Origin of the sequence: Snodgrassella sp. B3837, from assembly GCF_026535955.1 — a bacterium.
GTDB lineage: Bacteria > Pseudomonadota > Gammaproteobacteria > Burkholderiales > Neisseriaceae > Snodgrassella > Snodgrassella alvi_E.
On record NZ_JAFNPI010000011.1, the window covers coordinates 68,501 to 88,388 of the forward strand.

The following is a 19,888-nucleotide window of genomic DNA, read 5'->3' on the forward strand; positions in this document are numbered from 1 at the left end:
TTGGTTTGTCTTTGTTGTGTGCACGCTATCTTATAAGTGCCACTGTGTGGCTGAAAAAGAAGCTTTTTTTCTAACCAAATCGTTGGCGGTTATATCTGTATGAGCCATGTTCGGGACGGAAGTTTGGTTATAAAGAAAGAAATTTTTATTCTTTCCTTGCCGCAGGCTACGCTTGCTACTATCTGAATCAGACAGACAGTAAGCTGCTTAAACAGTTGCTGGCATTAATAAATTGTGCTTTCAGGAACTTAAAAGAATATGTTGCGCCCCCGCTTGTGGAGCCCACCGCATGATGCGGCCGCCACCCAACGCTTGCCGGTACTTACTGCCGAACTACAAAACCGTTTAGAGCAGATTGTCAGCCAGCATCAGCACGTTAAATTTGCTTCTAGTCTGGCCGTTGAAGACATGGTGATTACCGATGTGATTGTGCGCGCGCAGCTGCCTGTAGAGGTATTTACCCTTAATACTGGTGCGCTCAATAGTGAAACCTGTCAGTTGTTAGACGCCGCCGGCCAGCACTGGGGTATCCAGATTGTTGAATATCGGCCAGATGAGGCGGCTGTTGATGCGTATGTGGCTGCACATGGCAAGCTGGCTTTCTATGACAGTGTTGCTCTGAGGCGCGAATGCTGCCATATCCGCAAAATCGAACCGCTCAACCGTGCACTCAGTGATGCAGATGCATGGATTACCGGACAGCGGCGCGAGCAGTCCAGTACCCGTACCGAGCTGGCATTGGTTGAGCAAGATCAGACTCATGCGATGGCCAAATACAATCCGCTGGCTGATTGGCTGGAAACTGATGTGTGGGCTTATGCCGAAGTGAAGCAACTGCCGGTAAATGCTTTGTATATGCAGGGCTATCCGAGCATCGGCTGTGAGCCGTGTACGCGTCCGGTAAAAGTGGGTGAGGATATTCGGGCTGGCCGCTGGTGGTGGGAGAGCCACGATAGTAAAGAATGTGGTTTGCATAAATAAGCAGAATTTAACTCAGGCTTGCAGGTGCGCTGTCATGCGCTGCAGCCACTACGGAATAAACCAATGAGTATTCAAAACAAACATCTGGATTGGCTGGAAGCGGAATCCATCTACATTATCCGCGAAGTGGTCGCTGAAGCACGCCATCCGGCGCTGCTGTTTTCCGGTGGCAAGGATTCGGTAGTGCTGCTGGCACTGGCAGTAAAAGCGTTTCAGATACCTGGTCACAGTCTGCAATTACCGCTAACACTGGTGCACATCGATACTGGCCACAACTATCCCGAAGTGATTGCGTTTCGTGATGCCACTGTACAGCGGCTGGGTGCGAAACTGGTGGTGGGCAGTGTGGAAGAATCCATTCGCCGAGGCAGTGTTACCTTGCGCCGAGCTACCGATTCGCGCAATGCCGCCCAGGCTGTCACCTTGTTGGAAACCATTGAAGCCAACGGCTTTGATGCATTAATGGGCGGTGCACGTCGCGATGAGGAAAAAGCGCGTGCTAAAGAACGCATATTCTCGTTCCGCGATGAATTTGGTCAGTGGGACCCGAAAAACCAGCGTCCGGAATTATGGGATTTATATAATACTCGTCTCCATCCGGGCGAAAACATGCGTGTTTTTCCAATTTCGAACTGGACCGAACTGGATATCTGGCAATACATTGCGCGTGAACAGCTGGCTTTACCTGACATCTATTATGCTCACCAGCGTGAGGTGGTGGAGCGCGGAAACATGCTGGTGCCGGTAACGCCACTGACACCGAAAAAAGAGGGCGAAGTGAGCGTGGTACGCAGTGTACGTTTCCGTACAGTAGGCGATATTTCCTGTACTTGTCCAGTGGCGAGCGAAGCCGCAACCGCCGCTGAAATAATAGCTGAGACGGCACAAACCACGATTTCCGAGCGCAACGCCACGCGCATGGACGATCAAGTTTCGGAAGCGGCCATGGAAGAGCGTAAGAAAGCAGGTTATTTCTGATGGCTGCCACACTCACCAATTCAGCGCCTCAGGTCTATATTGTGCATGGCTTTCAAAGCAGCCCAGATGATAACTGGTTTGAGTGGCTGGCTCGGCAGGCGCGTTCTGCCGGTGCTGTTGTCACCATACCGGCAATGCCTGCACCCGATTATCCGCAAGCAGCGGTATGGCAGCAGACACTGGATCAGATTATCGGCCAGCCTGAAGCTCAGACCATACTGGTCGGCCACAGCCTCGGCGTTATTACCCTGCTGCGTTTTCTTAGCCGTCACCAGCCTGCAAAGCTGGGCGGATTGATACTGGCCGCTGGTTTTGCCTCGCGCCTGCCTACGCTGCATATACTGGATGAATATATCGATGCCAGCCAGCCTGATTTCAGTGCATTACAGCACATCAGCATGCCGGTGCACAGTATTATTTCCACCAACGATCCCTATGTGCCAGAAGCCGCCAGCCAATCCATTGCAGCATCACTGCACAGCCACATCGATTATGTATCCCATGGTGGCCACCTGATGGCTGAAGACGGCTTCAGCGAATTGACTCCAGCGTGGCAGAGCCTGAAGCAGATGCTGACGCAGGTCGTTACCACCAACCAATGAGACATCGAATGAGTACTGATTCCGTATTGCGATTTATTACAGCCGGCAGCGTGGACGATGGTAAATCCACTCTAATTGGACGTCTGCTGTTTGACAGCCAGTCTTTGCTGGCTGATCAGGTAGCCTCACTGTATCGCGGCAAGCACAAGCGCACTGCCGAGGGCGTTCCTGATTTCGCCCAGCTTACTGACGGGTTGGCGGCCGAGCGGGAGCAGGGCATTACCATTGATGTTGCTTACCGCTATTTTGCAACGCCGGCACGCAAATTCATCATTGCTGATACCCCCGGCCATGAACAATATACCCGCAATATGGTGACTGGAGCCTCTACTGCCGATGCCGCCATCATTCTAATAGATGCCACACGGTTGGATTTCAGCGAACAGACACCGGCCTTACTGCCGCAAACCCGTCGCCACAGCGCCATTCTGAAACTGCTGGGTACACCGCACATCATCGTAGCGGTAAACAAACTTGATTTGCTGGATTACAGCGAAGAAAAATTCAACGCGATTAAACGTGCCTACAGCGAGCTGGCTGCCGCTTTAGATTTGCGCCGCGTCAGCTATGTACCAATATCGGCGCTAAACGGCGACAATATTGTTACTGCTAGCGCACATATGCCTTGGTTTCAAGGGCAACCGCTGCTGCCTTTATTGGAAAGCTTGCCCGCTGCTAATCGTCATAGTCAGTTGCTGAAGGCACCCGCTCTCTATCCAGTACAGCGCGTCGCACGGCTGGATGGCAGCAGTGCTGATGATTTTCGCGGCTATCAGGGTCGGCTAGAACAAGGGTGCCTGAAAATAGGCGAGCCCGTACGTATCGAACCAGCCGGCCAGAGTAGCACCATTGCAGCCATATACAGTCCGGATGGTGCCGTAGATCAGGCTCAGACAGGTGATGTGCTCACTTTAGTGTTGGCTGATGATGTAGATGTATCCCGTGGAGACAGTATTGTCGCTGCCGGCAGTGATTTGCATCCGGTCAGCAACATCAGTGCATCGTTGTGCTGGTTTGACAGTAAACCACTCAACTCAGCCAGACGGTACTGGCTCAAGCATGGTTCGCAAACGGTGTATGCAAAAATCAGAAAGGTTGAATATCTGCTGGATGTGCAAAGTCTCAATCATCAGGAGGACACCGACAGCCTGCAACTAAACGACATTGGACGGGTACAAATCAGCGTGCAAAAACCACTTATTGCCACTACCTACGAGGCCAATCCGGCGGCTGGTGCCTTTATCCTAATCGATGAAGCGACCAATCATACCGTTGCAGCCGGCATGATTGTTGCCTTATCTTAGGCGTCACATGCATAAAAGTTCGCGGTGAAAATATACTGTCTCCGCGCAACACAGTATGCAGAAAACATGAATGCTGTTGTATCTTGTTTATGCTTTGCAGGTATAGGTGCAGCAGTTTAGGTGGCAGGTGTTGATAAAAACACACATATACGACAAACGAGTTAATATTATGTAAAAATATGTTATATGGATAAAATCAATCCAGCTTCATAATTGAATTTGAATAAGAGGTTTGTGTAAAAAACAGATAAAAATGATGTAAAAATTAATTTTTTTGATGTTGGGCTGAGAGAAGAAAGAGAATGTTAACTAAGCCTGCTAGCGAATTATCATCTTAATATTATTATATAAAGTGGATGGTATAATTTTTACAGTGAAATAGGGAATAAACTGACATGTTTTATATATTGAAAATAACTATTGCTATAAACAAAACATAACACAAATTAAGTTAACATCATTATGTCTTTTAATCGGGAGATAACAGATGTTAAGCGATCGCATCAAACAGGCGCGGCAGCGTATCGCCCTGTCACAGCAACAGGTAGCCGATAAAATGGGCGTCTCCAAAACCGCAGTATTCAAATGGGAAAACGGCAATTACGAACCCAAAAATTTGGACATACTGGCCAACATACTGGGTGTAAGTCTTACCTGGCTGCGTGAAGGTCGCGGTAATCCTTTTCCAGCGCAACCAGACGATATTCCTGCTGCTATAGATTCCGGCCCGTATAATCAGGATGAGGTAGCTGTCTGCCTGTACCCCTCCATTGAGCTGGCCGGCTGTGTGCGTTCCAAACAGGCACATAAACAGCATTGCAAAAAATTCAGCCTGAGTACCGAGCTTTTAGAGCGTAAAAAAATCAATGCAGAGATGGTAGTATGTTTTCCAGTGAGCGACAACAGCATGGAACCGATTTTTCCACACGGGACCATTTTTGCTGTCGACTTAAACCGTACCAGCATCATCGATGGCAACCTGTATTTGATAAAGCAAAATCACCGCTATCGCGTCCGGAAACTGTACTCCATGCCGAATGAAGAAGTACGACTGCACGCTTACAATACTGCTGAGTATCAGGATGAATGCGCCCCTGTCAAACAGATCATCATCATTGGTCGAGTATTTTATTATGCCGTAGAGCTGTAAATGCACACTCTACTTGCAGACTGTCATATTCAAGAGATGGTGCAGGATGCACTTTTTTCTGCTCTTACATTGGCCAAACGGGTTGCCTGCCGGGTTTCAGAGAGGCTGATTTTGTTTAATATCTACCAGTTTGGAAAAGCCTAAGCAGAATATAGCCGGCAAATGCATCCCAACCGCTTACCCCATCACCTACTATCTTCTATTCTCTCATTTTTGCACACAAACTATATCAGCAAATCTTAAATTCGTTAAACCGAATCACACATCTCATTTAACATTATTTCAATCCATCGCCTCTTGTATGTGTTTATTAGAATCTGAACAATTGAATTCAGCTGATTTAAACCTACCGTAATCATAAATAAGAAAAGCGGCTCTAAACCAGTAAAAACAATTATTCAAATGTTAGCTGGCAGACGTTTGCTATTATTCAAAATTAAACATAAATATACAAAATGCCATAAAATTAGCTGAAAACATAAAAAAATCATACAAAAAAATATTTAATGACATATTTCACCAAAAAATGTAATTAATGATGAATATAAATAAAAAATGCATATAGCATGTACAAATTTGCTACAATTTATGCATAAATTCGCATAGATTTGCATTTACGTTAGAAAGAGGTTGAATTATGTTACAGCCCACCAATGCCAAAAATCATCAGAAAATTGTTCTGGTTGGTGCCGGTGCCGTAGGTTCCACATTTGCCTATGCAGCCACGCTGCAAGGTATCGGTCAGGAACTGGTGATTGTCGACGTAGCGCGGGATAAGGCGCATGGAGATGCAAAAGATATTGCAGATGCATTACTCTTTACTTACCCCAAAAACATTTACGCCGGCAATTACAGCGACGCCGCCGATGCTGATATTGTTGTGATTACCGCCGGTGCAGCGCAAAAGCCAGGTGAAAGCCGTCTGGATCTGGTTAACCGTAATTTGCATATTATCAAAAGTATTGTTACACATGTCGTCGAATCCGGTTTTAACGGCATCTTTCTAGTGGCTTCCAATCCCGTGGATATCCTTACCTATGCCACATGGAAACTGTCAGGTTTTCCGGCCGAGCGTGTAATCGGTTCTGGTACCTCACTGGATTCAGCCCGCTTGTGCAAATATGTTGGCTATCTTCTCAATGTTGACCCGCGTACCGTAAGCGGTTACATACTGGGAGAACATGGCGACACCGAATTTCCGGCATGGTCACATCTGAGTGTTGGTGGCCTGACAATGGAAGAGTGGATTAAAGGCGATCCACGCTTTACCGAAGCAGACCTTGATATTATTGCTGACCGCGTGGTCAATGCTGCCTACGACATCATCCGTCTCAAAGGGGCTACTTATTATGGAGTAGGTGCTGCACTGGCGCGCATATGTCGGGCGCTTTTGGATGATGAAAACACCATACTACCGGTTTCCGTCTATCTCAATGGACAGTATGGTGTCAAAGACATGTATATCGGCACCCCTGCAGTGCTTGACCGTCACGGTGTGCGTCAGGTTATAGAAATTCCCCTAAACGAAAAAGAGCAAAGTCTGATGAGTGCCTCCGCCAGCCATCTGGATGAAGTGATGCGCAATGCCTTTCCCGAAATCGGTATCAAGCGTTAAAACAGACAGTCTTAAAACAATCCAGATTCCTCTTCTCAAGGCAGCCTGCGGGCTGCCTTTTTATATATGCTTGCCGATTCTAACTAAATAAGTGCCATTTCTTTCTCAAACTTCCCAGTGCTTGCTAGTATGGCCGGATGGAATTCTACCGCCGAATAATGACATTAATCATCACCTTACCGAGCACAAACCATGACCATCCCTCTATCTCCCGAATTATTGCAATCGTTAAATCAGCTGTCGCCAACGCAGCTGGCGTGGCTCTCTGGCTATACATGGGCACAAAGCCAGCAGACAGTTACCACCTCCTCTGCTACGGCGACCGCAGCCGCCATCAACAGCACAGCACCAATAGCGCGCAACGTACGGGTATTGTCTGCATCACAAACCGGTAATGCTCGCCGCGTGTCTGAAAACCTGCAACTGAAACTAGAAGCAGCCGGTATCAGTGCCACCCTAACTGCTTGCGGCGATTACAAAAACAAACAACTGGTCAGTGAAGACATTCTTCTACTTGTCACCTCCACACAGGGAGAGGGCGAACCACCGGAAGAAGCTTTGCCGTTGTATAAATACCTATCTGGTAAAAAAGCACCTGTGCTGAATCAGCTTCACTTTGCCGTGCTAGGCCTAGGTGACAGCAGCTATCCGCAATTTTGCCAGTGTGGCAAGGATTTTGACCAACTACTGGCACAGCTTGGTGGCGAGCGTCTGGCCGAACGGGTAGATTGTGACGTTGACTACCAGAGCAGTGCAGCCGCGTGGCAGGACACAATTGTTGCCATCATCAGTGAGCTGAACACTACTCAGGCTGGCGAAAATACAGAGGTTCAGCAAAGCGTTGTAGCCGCTCAGACCGCGGTATTCACTCGAGCTGCGCCTTTTACTGCCAGCCTGAGCCTGCGTCAACGTATTACCACCCCCAATGCCAGTAAAGATGTCGAACACGTCGAAATAGACCTCAGTGGCTCTGGTATCCGCTATCAACCTGGGGATGCGCTGGGCGTGTACTATCAAAACGCAGACACACTGGTAGACGAAATTTTGCAACATGCACAGGTCGATAAAGCAGCATCAGTACGGCTGAGCGATGGTCGCGAAATACCTGTTGCACAGGCATTACAGCAGGAGCTCGACATTACCCAAAACACACCAGCGCTGGTTCAGGCCTATGCGCAGCAGATACAGAATACAGAGCTTAATGAAATCATTGCCGATGCCGAGGCACTCAGACAGCTGATAGCCACCACCCCGCCGGTGAGTCTGCTGGCTACCTACCCCCATGTACTCAGCGCACAAGCACTACACGACCTGTTTCGTCCACTGACCCCGCGCCTGTATTCCATTGCTTCCAGTCAGGACGAAGTTGGCGAAGAAGTCCATTTAACGGTCGGCGTGGTACGCTTCAGCCAACGAGGGCAGCAATACACCGGCGGCGCCTCCGGTTTTCTGGGAGAGCACTTGCAAGAGGGCGAACCTGTACGCGTATTTATCGAAGAAAACCACCGCTTCCGCTTACCTGAAGATGGCACTACGCCTATTATCATGATTGCCGCCGGCACCGGTATCGCACCATTCCGTGCATTTATGCAGCAGCGCGACGCTGACGGGGCCAGTGGCGACAACTGGCTGTTTTTTGGGAATCAGAAATTTACCGATGATTTCCTTTATCAGGCTGAATGGCTGCAATACCGCAAAAACGGATTGCTGACACGTTACGATTTCGCATGGAGCCGGCAGGCTAATGAAAAAATCTATGTGCAGCACAAACTGCGTGAACAAGCCGCCGATATCTGGGCATGGCTGCAACGCGGTGCACATATCTATGTGTGCGGCGATGCCACTAAAATGGCACGAGATGTAGAGCAAGCCCTCTTAGACATCGTGTCAGCACAAGGGCAGCTTAGCACCGAAGACGCTGATGAATACCTGAGTGAACTTAGACAAGAGCAGCGGTATCAGCGCGATGTCTATTGAACCTTACATCATTCTGGTAATAAAAATTCAACTATCCTAACCAAACCCGTTAATATGTCGTGGTAGCCAACCATATTACTGGGCAGTATTATGCTTTATTCATACCAGATGTATGTCTGGATACTGGGATTATTACTACTATCTTGGATACTGTTCGGTTCACGGCTGTTTGCTTTTATGGACGCAGCCGAAGACAGGCGCGTTGCACGGTTGGATGGCCTACGCTTTATACTGGCATTTAGCGTCGCTATGCACCATTTTGTTTATAGTTACTATTATCTACATGGCCAACCATGGACACCCGCGGTATTTAGCCATAATCAGCTCAATCTGCGTATGGGTCCTTTCGGCGTCAGCCTGTTTTTTATGCTGTCAGGCTATCTGTTTGCCCGAAGCAGTCCGGCTTCGTGGCTGACGTTTTACCGCAAGCGCTTTCTGCGAATCGCCCCGCTGTTTTATCTGTCCTCCGCCTGTTGCGTACTGCTGGCGCTGTATCTGCAACGGCACACATTCATCAGCCGCGATATGCTGCTAAACCTATATTACTGGTTTGATGCCGGCATCAGCGGCAGTAAACCTGCCCTGTTTGGCATGCAGGATGCGCGCCTAATAAACGCTGGTGTGGCATGGAGCTTATACTGGGAATGGGCATTCTATTTCTCCCTGCCATTGTGGTGTCTCCTGCGCCATAAAACCTGTCTGTTACCATTGGCATTGGTTGTCTTATTTATCTCAGCTTATGGAATCGCTGCATTCAATGCACAAAAAGCGTATTTTATTGCCTGCTTTGCCGTCGGCGTACTTGCCAGAGCGGTGTCCGACACCGTACAAGCACCCAAAAAATTGTGTGATTACGGGAGCGTGCTTATTCTGCTGCTGATTTTTAGTATCACAAATGGCCGCTACCAAATCAGCTTTCTCCCCTTGTATGGACTACTCTTTATCCTCATCGCGTTGGGTGGTGATCTTTTCGGATTACTGCGATTGAAAGCCTTCGTGCGGCTGGGTGATGCCAGCTACAGCATTTATCTGCTGCACGGAATAGGTTGGTTTTGTCTGAATAAAACCATACAGCTTAATACAATTAACTTGAGTCAGACCGAATACACTTTATTGGCTACCCTAGTATTGGTGAGTGTATTGATTATTTGCACGCTTACATATCAGTATATTGAAAAACCGTTTATGGCCTTAGGCCGACATCAATCACCGTGGCTGAAGCAATAAAGTTTTTGTACCAACTAACAAACTGTCCAGAATAGAATAACTATTCTGGACAGTTTGTAGTATAAAGAAGCAAAAATTATCTTCGCGTACTAATTATCTTCGCGCTGATTATCTGAATTTTGTAAGGTATCATGCACATGCTGCTCAGCACTATGTGCATCATATGGCGTGTCTGTAGCTGCATTATTGCGTGGATCAAGCTCAGCGGTCATCGGTCCCACATTACCCGATACCGGTACATAAACACTGCGCTGGGAAACCGGAACAGAGGGCTGCATAAACGCGTAAATTGCCAGCAAAGCAGCCATAATTGCATAAACGCTATAAAAACCGAAATGGTTAAATAGCTGCATCATTGTACCCAGCAGCAATGGTGCCACTAATGAACCCAGACCATATACAAACAGCAGGCAGCGGTTAACTTCCACCGTATTCATATTGGCTGGCAGTACATCATTGGCTCGTGCAAGCCCCAGAGCATACATGGGAAAGCTACTGCAACCAATGGCCAGCGCAATCACACATTGTGCCCAGATATTGCCCGGTAGAATGAGTAACAGCATCATGCCACTGATTGCTGCTGTCGTGGCGACACAGGCGCAGCCGAAAATGGTGCGCGGACGGCCAAATTTATTTGAGAGCCACGCAATAAATAGCTGAATCGTGAAACCGCCCACCATTGCCGAGCCCAGAAAAAGAGAAACTTTAGGCAAACTGTAGCCCAGTTTCAGCATAAACACCGAGCCCATGGTAAAAAAGCCATTGATGAATATGCCGGCCATAAAGCAGGCTATCCACGCCAGCGGTACGATCGATAGCACATGCGGTAGACTAATCCGCTCTCGCTTTGGAATCTCCGGCTGCTTCATTCTGGTTAGCCCTACCGGCAGTGTCGCCGCTATCACCAATATTGCTGCCAGCGTAAAGATGTTATTACTGGACATATTCAGACTCAGCAGCAAAACACTGGTAGCAGAAGAAATGTAATACACCACTTCATATAAGGCCAGTATCTTAGCGCGTGTCTGTGGCACACTACGCGCCGTAAACCAGCTTTCCACCACCATCAGCAAACTGTAATGACAAAACCCCAATACAGCACGCAGCACACCCCACATCCACAGCTGTTCCACCATCAGATGGGCGAGGGCGGCAATGGCAAACAGCGCACCAAAAACACTGAAGCTGCGAATATGACCAACACGCGAAATAATACGGTGGGAGACAATGGCGGATATAGTACCACCAATAAAAAAGCCAGCATTCAGCACCCCAATGGTGATATTACTGACTCCCATCTGGGACAGTTTCACCCCAGCCGAATTCAGAAACAGCCCGTAACCGGAAAACAGAAAAAAAATCGAACCGTACAAAGACAGAAACTGACGTGTATGCATGCTGATACCGAAAATTAAACAATTGCCAAGCCTGACATAAAACAGCTGTCAGTGTAAAGCTTGTTGCAAGCAGAATAAACGTTAAATTAACAGACAATGTAATGACCGCTCATACACCAGCCCCTGCTACAGCATGTATCACGCCTGAAGTTTAACCGCGCTTAATAATCGTTAGCATCGGCTGTAAGCAGTCTTAGTATGCAAACAAAAACCTAATTTTTCAAATACAGACAAACAGATACCGCCTGATGGCCATTTATGTTTAGTAAATCAGGGCAATCGTGTCTAATACCTAATTTTTTCCCATTTGTGATCACTAGGTTCGCTCCATCAGCGCGAAAGTAAAACCATAATTTTGCGTTTTGTTGTTCTTATTACATATGTCTGACACTGGACAAAGATACAATAATTAATAAAGCAGCAAAGCAGATAATAAAAGGGTAAACGCAGTAGATTGAGTTAGTGAATCTGAAAGCTATCAGCACCCGACCCACACGATTTGCCAATCCGTACTCAACAGTGACAGCATTGGTAATAAATGATTAGCCGGTACATGGCTGCTAGAGAAAAAGTAGCCAGAGCAAAAAATTTAGAAAGATACAAGGGCACATCAGACAACCGATAAGCCGGGTTCTGTCGTGGACAGTCATTCATCTGGGCGACACATTACTGTGCCGCTCAAGCAACCTACCCGAATGCTCGGCGAGCAGCGTCAGCGCATTCTGTTTGGTCTTGCTCCGAATGGGGTTTGGCCTGCTACACGTTGTTACCAACGGCACGGTGCGCTCTTACCGCACCATTTCACCCTTACCTGTGCTATGAAACATAGCCATCGGCGGTTATGCTTTCTGTTCCACTTTCCGTCGCCTCATGGCGCCCGGCTGTTAGCCGGCATTCTGCTCTGCGGAGCCCGGACTTTCCTCCATGCACTTAAAAGTACACAGCGACTGTCTGGTATGCTGATGTGCCGGCGCGATTTTAACACAAACCCTCAAAGCTGATTTATATTTCAGATTATGTATAATGATTTCATTCATCATTATTCCTGCCGTCCCCGCAGCGTGTACCGCCGCTTTGGCACCATTATGCAGAAAGTTTATGCAGTATGTTACTGAACCGATTCTTCAGCTGGTTTGAAAACCGCATTGATGCATACCCTGAAACCTTGCCGCAGCCGCCAAAAAAAGGTGTACTGCCATTTATCTGGAGCTGTCTAGAAGGCGCGCGGCTGTGGCTACTGGTGATGGTTATAATGACCATAGGTACTGGGATACTAGAAGCACTGGTGTTTCGCTTTCTCGGCACCGTTATCGATTGGCTGGGGGCGTATGCACCGGCCAGATTGTGGCCGGAAAAAGGCCACGAACTGCTGCTAATGGCAGCGGTCATGGTGTTCAGCATATTCTGGTCTTTCCTATCTTCCAACGTACAGTTTCAGACGCTTCAGGGTGCCTTTCCGATGCGCCTGCGCTGGAATTTTCATCGTCTGATGCTTGGCCAAAGCATGGGTTTTTATCAAGACGAATTTGCCGGACGCGTGTCAGCTAAAGTGATGCAAACGGCCTTGGCGGTGCGCGACACTGTGATGTCAGTAGCCAATATGCTGGTGTATGTGCTGGTGTATTTCGTCACCAGCGGCATCATACTGGCCGGTATGGACGGTTGGCTGTTGCTACCCTTTATCATGTGGATTGTGCTGTTTGTACTGGTATTGCGCTTTCTGATTCCGCGCCTATCCAAAACGGCACAGCAGCAGGCAGATGCACGCAGCCTGATGACCGGACGCATCACCGATGCCTATACTAACATTGCCACCGTGAAACTGTTTTCTCACAGCGCGCGTGAAGCAGCTTATGCCAAAGCTTCCATGCAGGAGTTTCTGGTTACAGTGAATGCTCAGATGAGGCTGGCAACTTTGCTAGACAGCCTGAGTACCGCCATCAATATTTTATTGGTGGTCAGCTCAGCTGGTCTGGGCATCTGGCTATGGATAAACGGGCAAGTGGGAGTCGGCGCCATTGCCACCGCTACGGCTATGGCCTCACGCATCAATGGGCTGTCACGCTGGGTAATGTGGGAAAGTGCGCGCCTGTTTGAAAACATTGGTACCGTTGAAGACGGCATGAACATCTTATCCCGTCCTCATGCCATAGTCGACAAACCTAAAGCTTTGCCATTAAAAGTAAACCACGGCGCCATTGATTTTGAGCATGTCAGCTTTGCCTACAGTGCTGACAAACCCCTATTAAACGATTTTAATCTGCACATCCGCGCCGGCGAAAAAGTCGGTCTGGTCGGACGTAGTGGTGCAGGTAAAACCACACTTACTAACCTGTTACTGCGGTTTTATGACGTGCAGAGTGGGCGCATTTTAATAGACGGGCAGGATATCCGCGATGTCACACAAGACAGTTTGCGTGCTGCACTAGGGCTCGTTACACAGGATACATCGTTGCTGCACCGTTCCGTGCGGGACAATATTGTCTATGGCCGCCCTGATGCTTCTGAATCAGCCATGCAGCAGGCGGCACAGCAGGCCGCTGCAGACGGCTTTATTCCGGCTCTGAGCGATGCCCGAGGACGACATGGCTATGATGCACACGTCGGAGAGCGTGGTGTGAAACTGTCCGGTGGCCAACGTCAGCGCATTGCTATTGCGCGGGTGATTTTAAAAGATGCGCCGATTCTGCTGTTAGATGAAGCCACCAGCGCCCTAGATTCAGAAGTAGAAGCCGCAATTCAGGAAAACCTGACCCGTCTGATGCAGGGCAAAACTGTAGTGGCTATTGCCCATCGCCTATCAACCATTGCCGCCATGGATCGACTGATTGTCATGGACAAAGGACAGATAGTCGAGCAAGGCACCCATAGCGAGCTGCTGGCTCGAAACGGTGTTTATGCCATGTTGTGGCAGCGCCAGAGCGGCGGTTTTTTGCCTGAGAACTAAATATAACCAGTGCACCACAACTCTTTTCGTTAACATATAACTGTTCTACAATGGCTGCAATTGATTTTGAATAATTAACGCTATAACAAGGAGAAGTCGTATGGATGTCCATACACAGTCACAACTGATTCAAACATTACAGGGGATAGTTGGTAACGAGCACACCCTTACTGATCCTGCGCACACCTTGCCATACCGGCAGGGTATTCGGTTTGGTGTGGGCAATGCGTTAGCCGTCGTGCTTCCGGGCACACTGGTTGAACAGTGGCGTGTGTTAAAAGCCTGTGTCGAAGCCGATGTAATTGTTATAACCCAATCTGCCAATACCGGGCTCACCGGTGGTTCCACACCGGATGGCAACGATTACGACCGGCCAATTGTGATAGTCAGCACCCGTCGGCTGGATGGTATTCAGGTGATTGAAAATGGTGAACAAGTCGTGTGTCTGCCTGGCAGTACCCTCTACCGGCTGGAAAAAGAACTGAAAAAATACCAGCGCGGCCCGCATTCAGTGATTGGTTCATCCTGTATCGGAGCTTCAGTAATGGGTGGCGTCTGCAATAACTCTGGCGGTTCGCTTATTCAGCGTGGCCCCGCTTATACCCAGATGGCGGTTTTCGCCCAGCTAGATGAAAACAGCCAGCTACATCTGGTTAATCACCTTGGCATAGAGCTGGGAGACGATCCCGAAACCATTCTGACTAATCTGCAAAACCGCCATTACACCGAAAAAGATATCAAACGCGATGCAGGTATGGGGCATGACCACGACTACCGTAACCACGTACGCGAAATTGATGCCGACACACCAGCGCGCTTTAACGCCGATCCTGCGCGCCACTATGAAGCTTCCGGCAGTGCCGGTCGTCTGATGGTTTTTGCCGTACGTCTGGATACATTCCCACTGGAAAAAACCTCTGCCGTATTCTACATCGGCAGTAATGATACTCATGAGCTAGACGACATCCGTCGCCATATTCTCGGTACCTTTAAAAATCTGCCGGTATCCGGCGAATACATGCACCGCGAAGCTTTTGATATCGCTGCTGTATACGGCAAAGACATATTTGTAGCCATCCAGAAATTCGGTACCGATGCGATGCCGCGTCTGTTTGCCTTCAAGAATTTCGTCGACCGCACCATGGCCAAAATTCCGTTTTTTCCCAAGAATTTCTCTGACCATTTTGCCGTATTCATCTGTAAATTCCTGCCCCAGCACTTACCGCAGTCCATCCGCGATTATCGAGACCGTTATGAGCATCACCTAATATTGAAAATGGCAGATGAAGGCATTGCCGAAGCTGAAGCATTTTTAAAAAACTTTTTTGAGCAGAAAAGCGGCAGCTATTTCCGCTGTAACGAAAAAGAAGCAGAAGCTGCCATGCTGCATCGTTTTGCCGCGGCTGGCGCCGCTACTACCTACCGCAATGTGCACAGCGATACCGTAGAAAACATTGTTGCACTGGATGTGGCTTTGCGCCGCAATGATACAGAATGGTTTGAAACCTTACCTGACAGCATCAATCAGCACTTTATCCATAAAATGTACTACGGCCACTTCTTCTGCCATGTATTCCATCAGGATTACATCGCCAAAAAAGGAACCGACTGCAATAAAGTTGAAGACGAAATGCTGGTACTGCTGGATCAACGTGGTGCACAATATCCGGCCGAACACAATGTCGGACACCTGTATCATGCCAAGCCGGAATTAAAAAAATTCTATCGTCAACTCGATCCAACCAACAGCTTCAATCCCGGTATCGGCAAAACCTCGAAAAAGAAATACTGGGCGTAAACTTTTCCCCTCTCAGCCACCGGCCGACAATATCGGACGGTGGTTTTTTTTCAGCCGCGAAACTGGTTGCCATATTCTGCACATATTTATGAATGTTATTCATAAGCCTATAAACATCACAACACTTAATCCGCACATACACACAGAGTAAGCTGCGTCAAACGACATCTTTGGTTTAACAGACATAAAGGAAAGAAACATGCAGCAACGTTATCTCGGTAAAAACAGGCTAGCCGTATCTGCTCTGGGGCTAGGGTGTATGGGATTAAGTCATGGCTACGGACCAGCTACAGACATTCCTCAAGCCATCGAGCTGATTCGGGCTGCCGTGGCACAAGGTGTCACTTTCTTCGATACCGCCGAAGTTTACGGACCGTATCTCAACGAAGAGCTAGTGGGGCAAGCATTAAAACCTTATCGTCAGCAAGTGGTGATTGCCACCAAATTCGGTTTCACATATGGAGACGACAACAAACAGCAAATACTAAACAGTCATCCTGAAACCATACGCAAGACCGTAGAAGGTTCCTTGAGGCGCCTACAGACAGATGTTATCGATCTGCTGTATCAGCATCGCGTTGATCCAGATGTACCGATTGAAGATGTGGCCGGAACAGTCAAAGATTTGATTGCAGAAGGTAAAGTAAAACATTTTGGCATGTCTGAGGCCGGTGCCGCCACTATTCGCCGTGCTCATGCCATACAACCGCTTACCGCCCTGCAAAGCGAGTACTCCATGTGGTGGCGGGAGCCGGAAAAAGAAATCATCCCCCTACTGGAAGAGCTTGGCATAGGTCTGGTGCCATTCAGTCCACTTGGTAAAGGTTTCCTGACCGGTACCATCAATGCTTCCACTGTATTCAGTGCCGATGATTTCCGCCGGCGTGTACCCCGTTTTGCTCCAGAAGCACTGGCCGCTAATGAAAAACTTGCCGCTCTGGTACAGAAACTGGCACAGGCTCATCAGGCCACCGCTGCCCAGATTGCACTGGCCTGGCTGCTGGCACAAAAACCATGGATTGTTCCGATACCGGGCACCACCAAACAAGAGCGTTTGAAAGAAAATCTGGGTGCTGCTGATATTCAGTTGTCTGCAACAGACATAGCTGATATCAATCAGGCGCTTAATCAAATTGCCGTAGTTGGTGACCGGTATCTTCCCGAGCAACAAGCTCGAGTAGGACGCTGACCCACCAACCAAATAAGGAGCATCGCCGCTCCTTATTTTGTCAGCCGTAAAGCATCAATCATCAGCGCAAAGGCCCGTGGATGCCTCTGCCGGCTCGGATAATACAAGTAATAACCAGGAAAAACTGGGCAATAGTCTTTCAGTACCTGAATCAGCTCACCATTGGCCACCATCTGCGATACCATATCATCCGGCACATAAGCCACCCCAAATCCGGATAATGTTGCATCAATGCGTTCCGGTAGCTGATTAAAAGTAAGCTGGCCGTTTACCTTAACCCGCATCGGCCGGCCATCCTGAATAAATTCCCACTGGTATAACTTATTGGCGCTAGGTAAACGCACATTGATACACTGATGGTGCTGCAAATCAGCCGGTGTAGCGGGCATTCCATGTTTCTCAAAATATTCAGCCGTCGCCACCACAGCAAAGCGTATATCATCACTCAGCCTCACCGCCACCATATCTTTATCAACACTCTCCCCTAAACGCACTCCAGCATCAAAACCATTCTGCACAATATCCACAAACTGATTATCAATAAACAGTTCTACATTAATCTGTGGATACTGCTTCAAAAACGGTTTCAGTCTCGGCCACAGCACACTGTGAGCAGCATGTTCACTGACAGACAGTCGAATATAGCCACTAGGTGTACCATTTTGTTCAACCAGACTTTGCAAAGTCTGCTCCAACTCATCTAAGCGCGGTTGCAGACTAGCAATAATCTGTGCACCCAGAGCTGTAGGCGCCACACTGCGAGTTGTCCGCGTTAAAAGACGAATCTGTAATTTTTGCTCCAGCACCTTAATCGCATGGCTAAGCGCAGACTGCGAAATACCCAGCTTACTTGCCGCGCGGGTAAAACTTCTTTCTTCGGCAATGGTTAATAAATATTGAAATTCATTGAAATGTTCTTTAAGTATTTCCATTTCTCACCCTGCATAGCGCACATTTTATTTTTTAAATATTGATAAACAGAAACCACAAACAGCGCACACGCGCATCTACAGCATTAGTAAATCATCCAGCGGCGATAAAAACCGTTCAAAAATAAAAAGCCTTTGCCGCCTAAAGAAGCTTTGAACCGGCTAAGTTCTGAAACAGCAAGCGCATAGACTTAAAATCCGTGTACAATACCCGCAGCCACAGCCTGCCGCAGCAGGCTGTTAATTTATCATATCAGGCCAGCACTGTTGTGACAGGATAAACATACCTGTATGCAGACGTAGTCATCTGCTCTACGGTGCACACCAATTAGGACGACTCAACAATGGAAAGCCAAAGCAACATCAGCGAGCTGGAGCGCCTGCATCTGGATACCGACCACATCTGTGCGCTTGTAGCGACCCTGTTACCGGTTGCTGAGCATATTCATTCTCCCACCCAGTCCTATTTACAGACTCCGGAACAAAAACAGGCTCTGAACGAGCTAATAGACGCCCTGCATGAGCTTCATCCGGCGGACATGGCTACCTTGCTCGAATCTCTACCATTACAGGAGCGTATGCTGGTATGGCGGTTGGCTACCCCGACAGAAGACGGCGAAGTATTACTCGAAGTATCGGATCCAGTACGCGAAACTCTGATTGAAAACATGGCGCAGCAGGAGCTGTTGGCCGCGGTTGGCAATCTGGACGCCGACGAGCTGGCCGAACTGGCACCCGATTTACCTAAAGAAGTTGTTTACGAAGCCTTAAGTAGTCGCGATGAAGAAGAGCGGGCACAAATTACCTCAGCCATGTCGTTCGAAGACAATCAGGTCGGCGCCCTCATGGATTTTGAGCTGGTCAGCATCCGCGCAGATGTGACCTGTGAAGTGGTACTACGCTATCTTCGGCGCTTTGAACGCCTGCCCGACCATACCGACAAAATCTTCGTAGTCGATAACTATGATGTCCTACAAGGCGTCCTGCCCATACGTAGTCTGCTGGTTGCTGACCCTGATTTACTCGTATCCAGCGTCATGGCCGATGATGTGGTAACTTTTCGTCCAGAAGATGATGCCGAAGAAGCCGCTGCCGCGTTTGAACGTTACGATTTGGTTACCGCACCTGTGGTAGACAACAACCTTAAACTTATCGGCCGCATCACCGTAGATGAAATGGTAGACGTTATTCGCGAAGAATCCGAAAACGACATGCTGAACATGGCCGGTTTGCGCGAAGAAGAAGACCTGTTTGCCCCCGTTATCGACTCCGTCAGAAACCGCTGGATATGGCTAGCTGTTAACCTATGTACCGCTTTTATCGCCAGCCGTGTGATTGGCATGTTTGAAAATTCAATTGAAAAAATCGTTGCACTGGCTACCCTCATGCCGATAGTAGCCGGCATAGGCGGCAATTCCGGCAATCAGACCATCACCATGATTGTGCGTGCCATGACTTCCGGCCAGATAAGCAACAGTCAGGCGTGGCGGCTGCTGCGTAAAGAAGAGGGCGTCGCACTAGTAAACGGCCTGATATGGGGTTCAGTAATGGGGCTCGTGTCCTATTTTCTCTATCACAGCATCGGTATAGGACTGGTGATGGTAGCGGCAATGACGCTGAATTTGTTACTGGCAGCCACCGTTGGAGTACTAATTCCAGTGTGTATGCAGAAATCCGGCCGTGATCCCGCGCTTGGTAGCAGCGTGCTGATTACCGCAGTTACCGATTCCGGCGGGTTTTTTATCTTCTTGGGGCTGGCAACCTTATTCTTGTTGTAAATCGGCTGTAACAGAA

14 protein-coding genes and 1 other RNA gene are annotated in these 19,888 nt (G+C 48.5%); 12 read left to right on the forward strand and 3 right to left on the reverse strand.

All coding sequences use genetic code 11. The annotated features are described in order from the left end of the window. Positions 1-258 precede the first annotated feature (258 nt). The 8 genes from J3U67_RS04285 to J3U67_RS04320 all read left to right on the forward strand — a co-directional run bounded on the left by J3U67_RS04285 (position 259) and on the right by J3U67_RS04320 (position 9,834). On the forward strand, positions 259-981 hold the full coding sequence (locus tag J3U67_RS04285) for a phosphoadenylyl-sulfate reductase (protein ID WP_267403981.1): 723 nt from the start codon (positions 259-261) through the stop codon (positions 979-981). A gap of 63 nt (positions 982-1,044) precedes the next feature. Next, positions 1,045-1,959, forward strand: coding sequence for a sulfate adenylyltransferase subunit CysD (cysD, locus tag J3U67_RS04290; protein WP_100151521.1), 915 nt, complete (start codon positions 1,045-1,047; stop codon positions 1,957-1,959). Beyond that, complete coding sequence (locus tag J3U67_RS04295) at positions 1,959-2,561, forward strand: RBBP9/YdeN family alpha/beta hydrolase (protein ID WP_267403983.1); 603 nt, start codon at positions 1,959-1,961, stop codon at positions 2,559-2,561. Before cysD ends, J3U67_RS04295 begins: the two co-directional genes overlap by 1 nt. 8 nt (positions 2,562-2,569) lie before the next feature. Continuing rightward, positions 2,570-3,865: a sulfate adenylyltransferase subunit 1 gene (locus J3U67_RS04300; protein WP_267403985.1), complete on the forward strand. Its 1,296-nt coding sequence runs from the start codon at positions 2,570-2,572 to the stop codon at positions 3,863-3,865. 487 nt (positions 3,866-4,352) lie between these two features. Beyond that, positions 4,353-5,015 carry a S24 family peptidase gene (locus tag J3U67_RS04305; RefSeq protein ID WP_267403987.1) on the forward strand — a complete coding sequence of 221 codons (663 nt, stop codon included), beginning with the start codon at positions 4,353-4,355 and terminating at the stop codon, positions 5,013-5,015. Positions 5,016-5,652: 637 nt separating this feature from the next. Further along, positions 5,653-6,630, forward strand: coding sequence for an L-lactate dehydrogenase (locus tag J3U67_RS04310; protein ID WP_100141086.1), 978 nt, complete (start codon positions 5,653-5,655; stop codon positions 6,628-6,630). A gap of 192 nt (positions 6,631-6,822) precedes the next feature. Further along, the gene (locus tag J3U67_RS04315) at positions 6,823-8,607 is read left to right on the forward strand and encodes an assimilatory sulfite reductase (NADPH) flavoprotein subunit (protein WP_267403989.1); all 1,785 of its coding nucleotides are present in this window, start codon (positions 6,823-6,825) and stop codon (positions 8,605-8,607) included. 90 nt (positions 8,608-8,697) lie between these two features. Continuing rightward, entirely contained in the window at positions 8,698-9,834 is a 1,137-nt protein-coding gene (locus tag J3U67_RS04320; RefSeq protein WP_267403991.1) for an acyltransferase family protein, read from the forward strand. Between the two features lie 89 nt (positions 9,835-9,923). Here the strand turns inward: J3U67_RS04320 and J3U67_RS04325 are convergent, their stop codons facing one another. Continuing rightward, on the reverse strand, positions 9,924-11,231 hold the full coding sequence (locus tag J3U67_RS04325) for an MFS transporter (RefSeq protein WP_267403993.1): 1,308 nt from the start codon (positions 11,229-11,231) through the stop codon (positions 9,924-9,926). Between the two features lie 606 nt (positions 11,232-11,837). After that, an RNA gene (gene rnpB, locus J3U67_RS04330) (RNase P RNA component class A) lies at positions 11,838-12,194 on the reverse strand. 142 nt (positions 12,195-12,336) lie between these two features. On the opposite strand from rnpB, the gene J3U67_RS04335 reads away from it, so the two are divergent. The 3 genes from J3U67_RS04335 to J3U67_RS04345 all read left to right on the forward strand — a co-directional run bounded on the left by J3U67_RS04335 (position 12,337) and on the right by J3U67_RS04345 (position 17,165). After that, positions 12,337-14,178: an ABC transporter ATP-binding protein gene (locus J3U67_RS04335; RefSeq protein WP_267390908.1), complete on the forward strand. Its 1,842-nt coding sequence runs from the start codon at positions 12,337-12,339 to the stop codon at positions 14,176-14,178. Between the two features lie 100 nt (positions 14,179-14,278). Then, complete coding sequence (gene dld, locus J3U67_RS04340; RefSeq protein WP_267403995.1) at positions 14,279-15,976, forward strand: D-lactate dehydrogenase; 1,698 nt, start codon at positions 14,279-14,281, stop codon at positions 15,974-15,976. A 199-nt stretch (positions 15,977-16,175) separates the two neighbouring features. After that, the gene (locus J3U67_RS04345; RefSeq protein ID WP_267390906.1) at positions 16,176-17,165 is read left to right on the forward strand and encodes an aldo/keto reductase; all 990 of its coding nucleotides are present in this window, start codon (positions 16,176-16,178) and stop codon (positions 17,163-17,165) included. A gap of 32 nt (positions 17,166-17,197) precedes the next feature. On the opposite strand, the gene J3U67_RS04350 is transcribed toward J3U67_RS04345, so the two are convergent. Then, positions 17,198-18,097 carry a LysR family transcriptional regulator gene (locus J3U67_RS04350; protein ID WP_267390905.1) on the reverse strand — a complete coding sequence of 300 codons (900 nt, stop codon included), beginning with the start codon at positions 18,095-18,097 and terminating at the stop codon, positions 17,198-17,200. A gap of 341 nt (positions 18,098-18,438) precedes the next feature. On the opposite strand from J3U67_RS04350, the gene mgtE reads away from it, so the two are divergent. Further along, positions 18,439-19,872 (forward strand): magnesium transporter, encoded by a 1,434-nt coding sequence (gene mgtE, locus J3U67_RS04355; RefSeq protein ID WP_267390904.1) that lies wholly within the window; start codon positions 18,439-18,441, stop codon positions 19,870-19,872. Positions 19,873-19,888 lie beyond the last annotated feature (16 nt).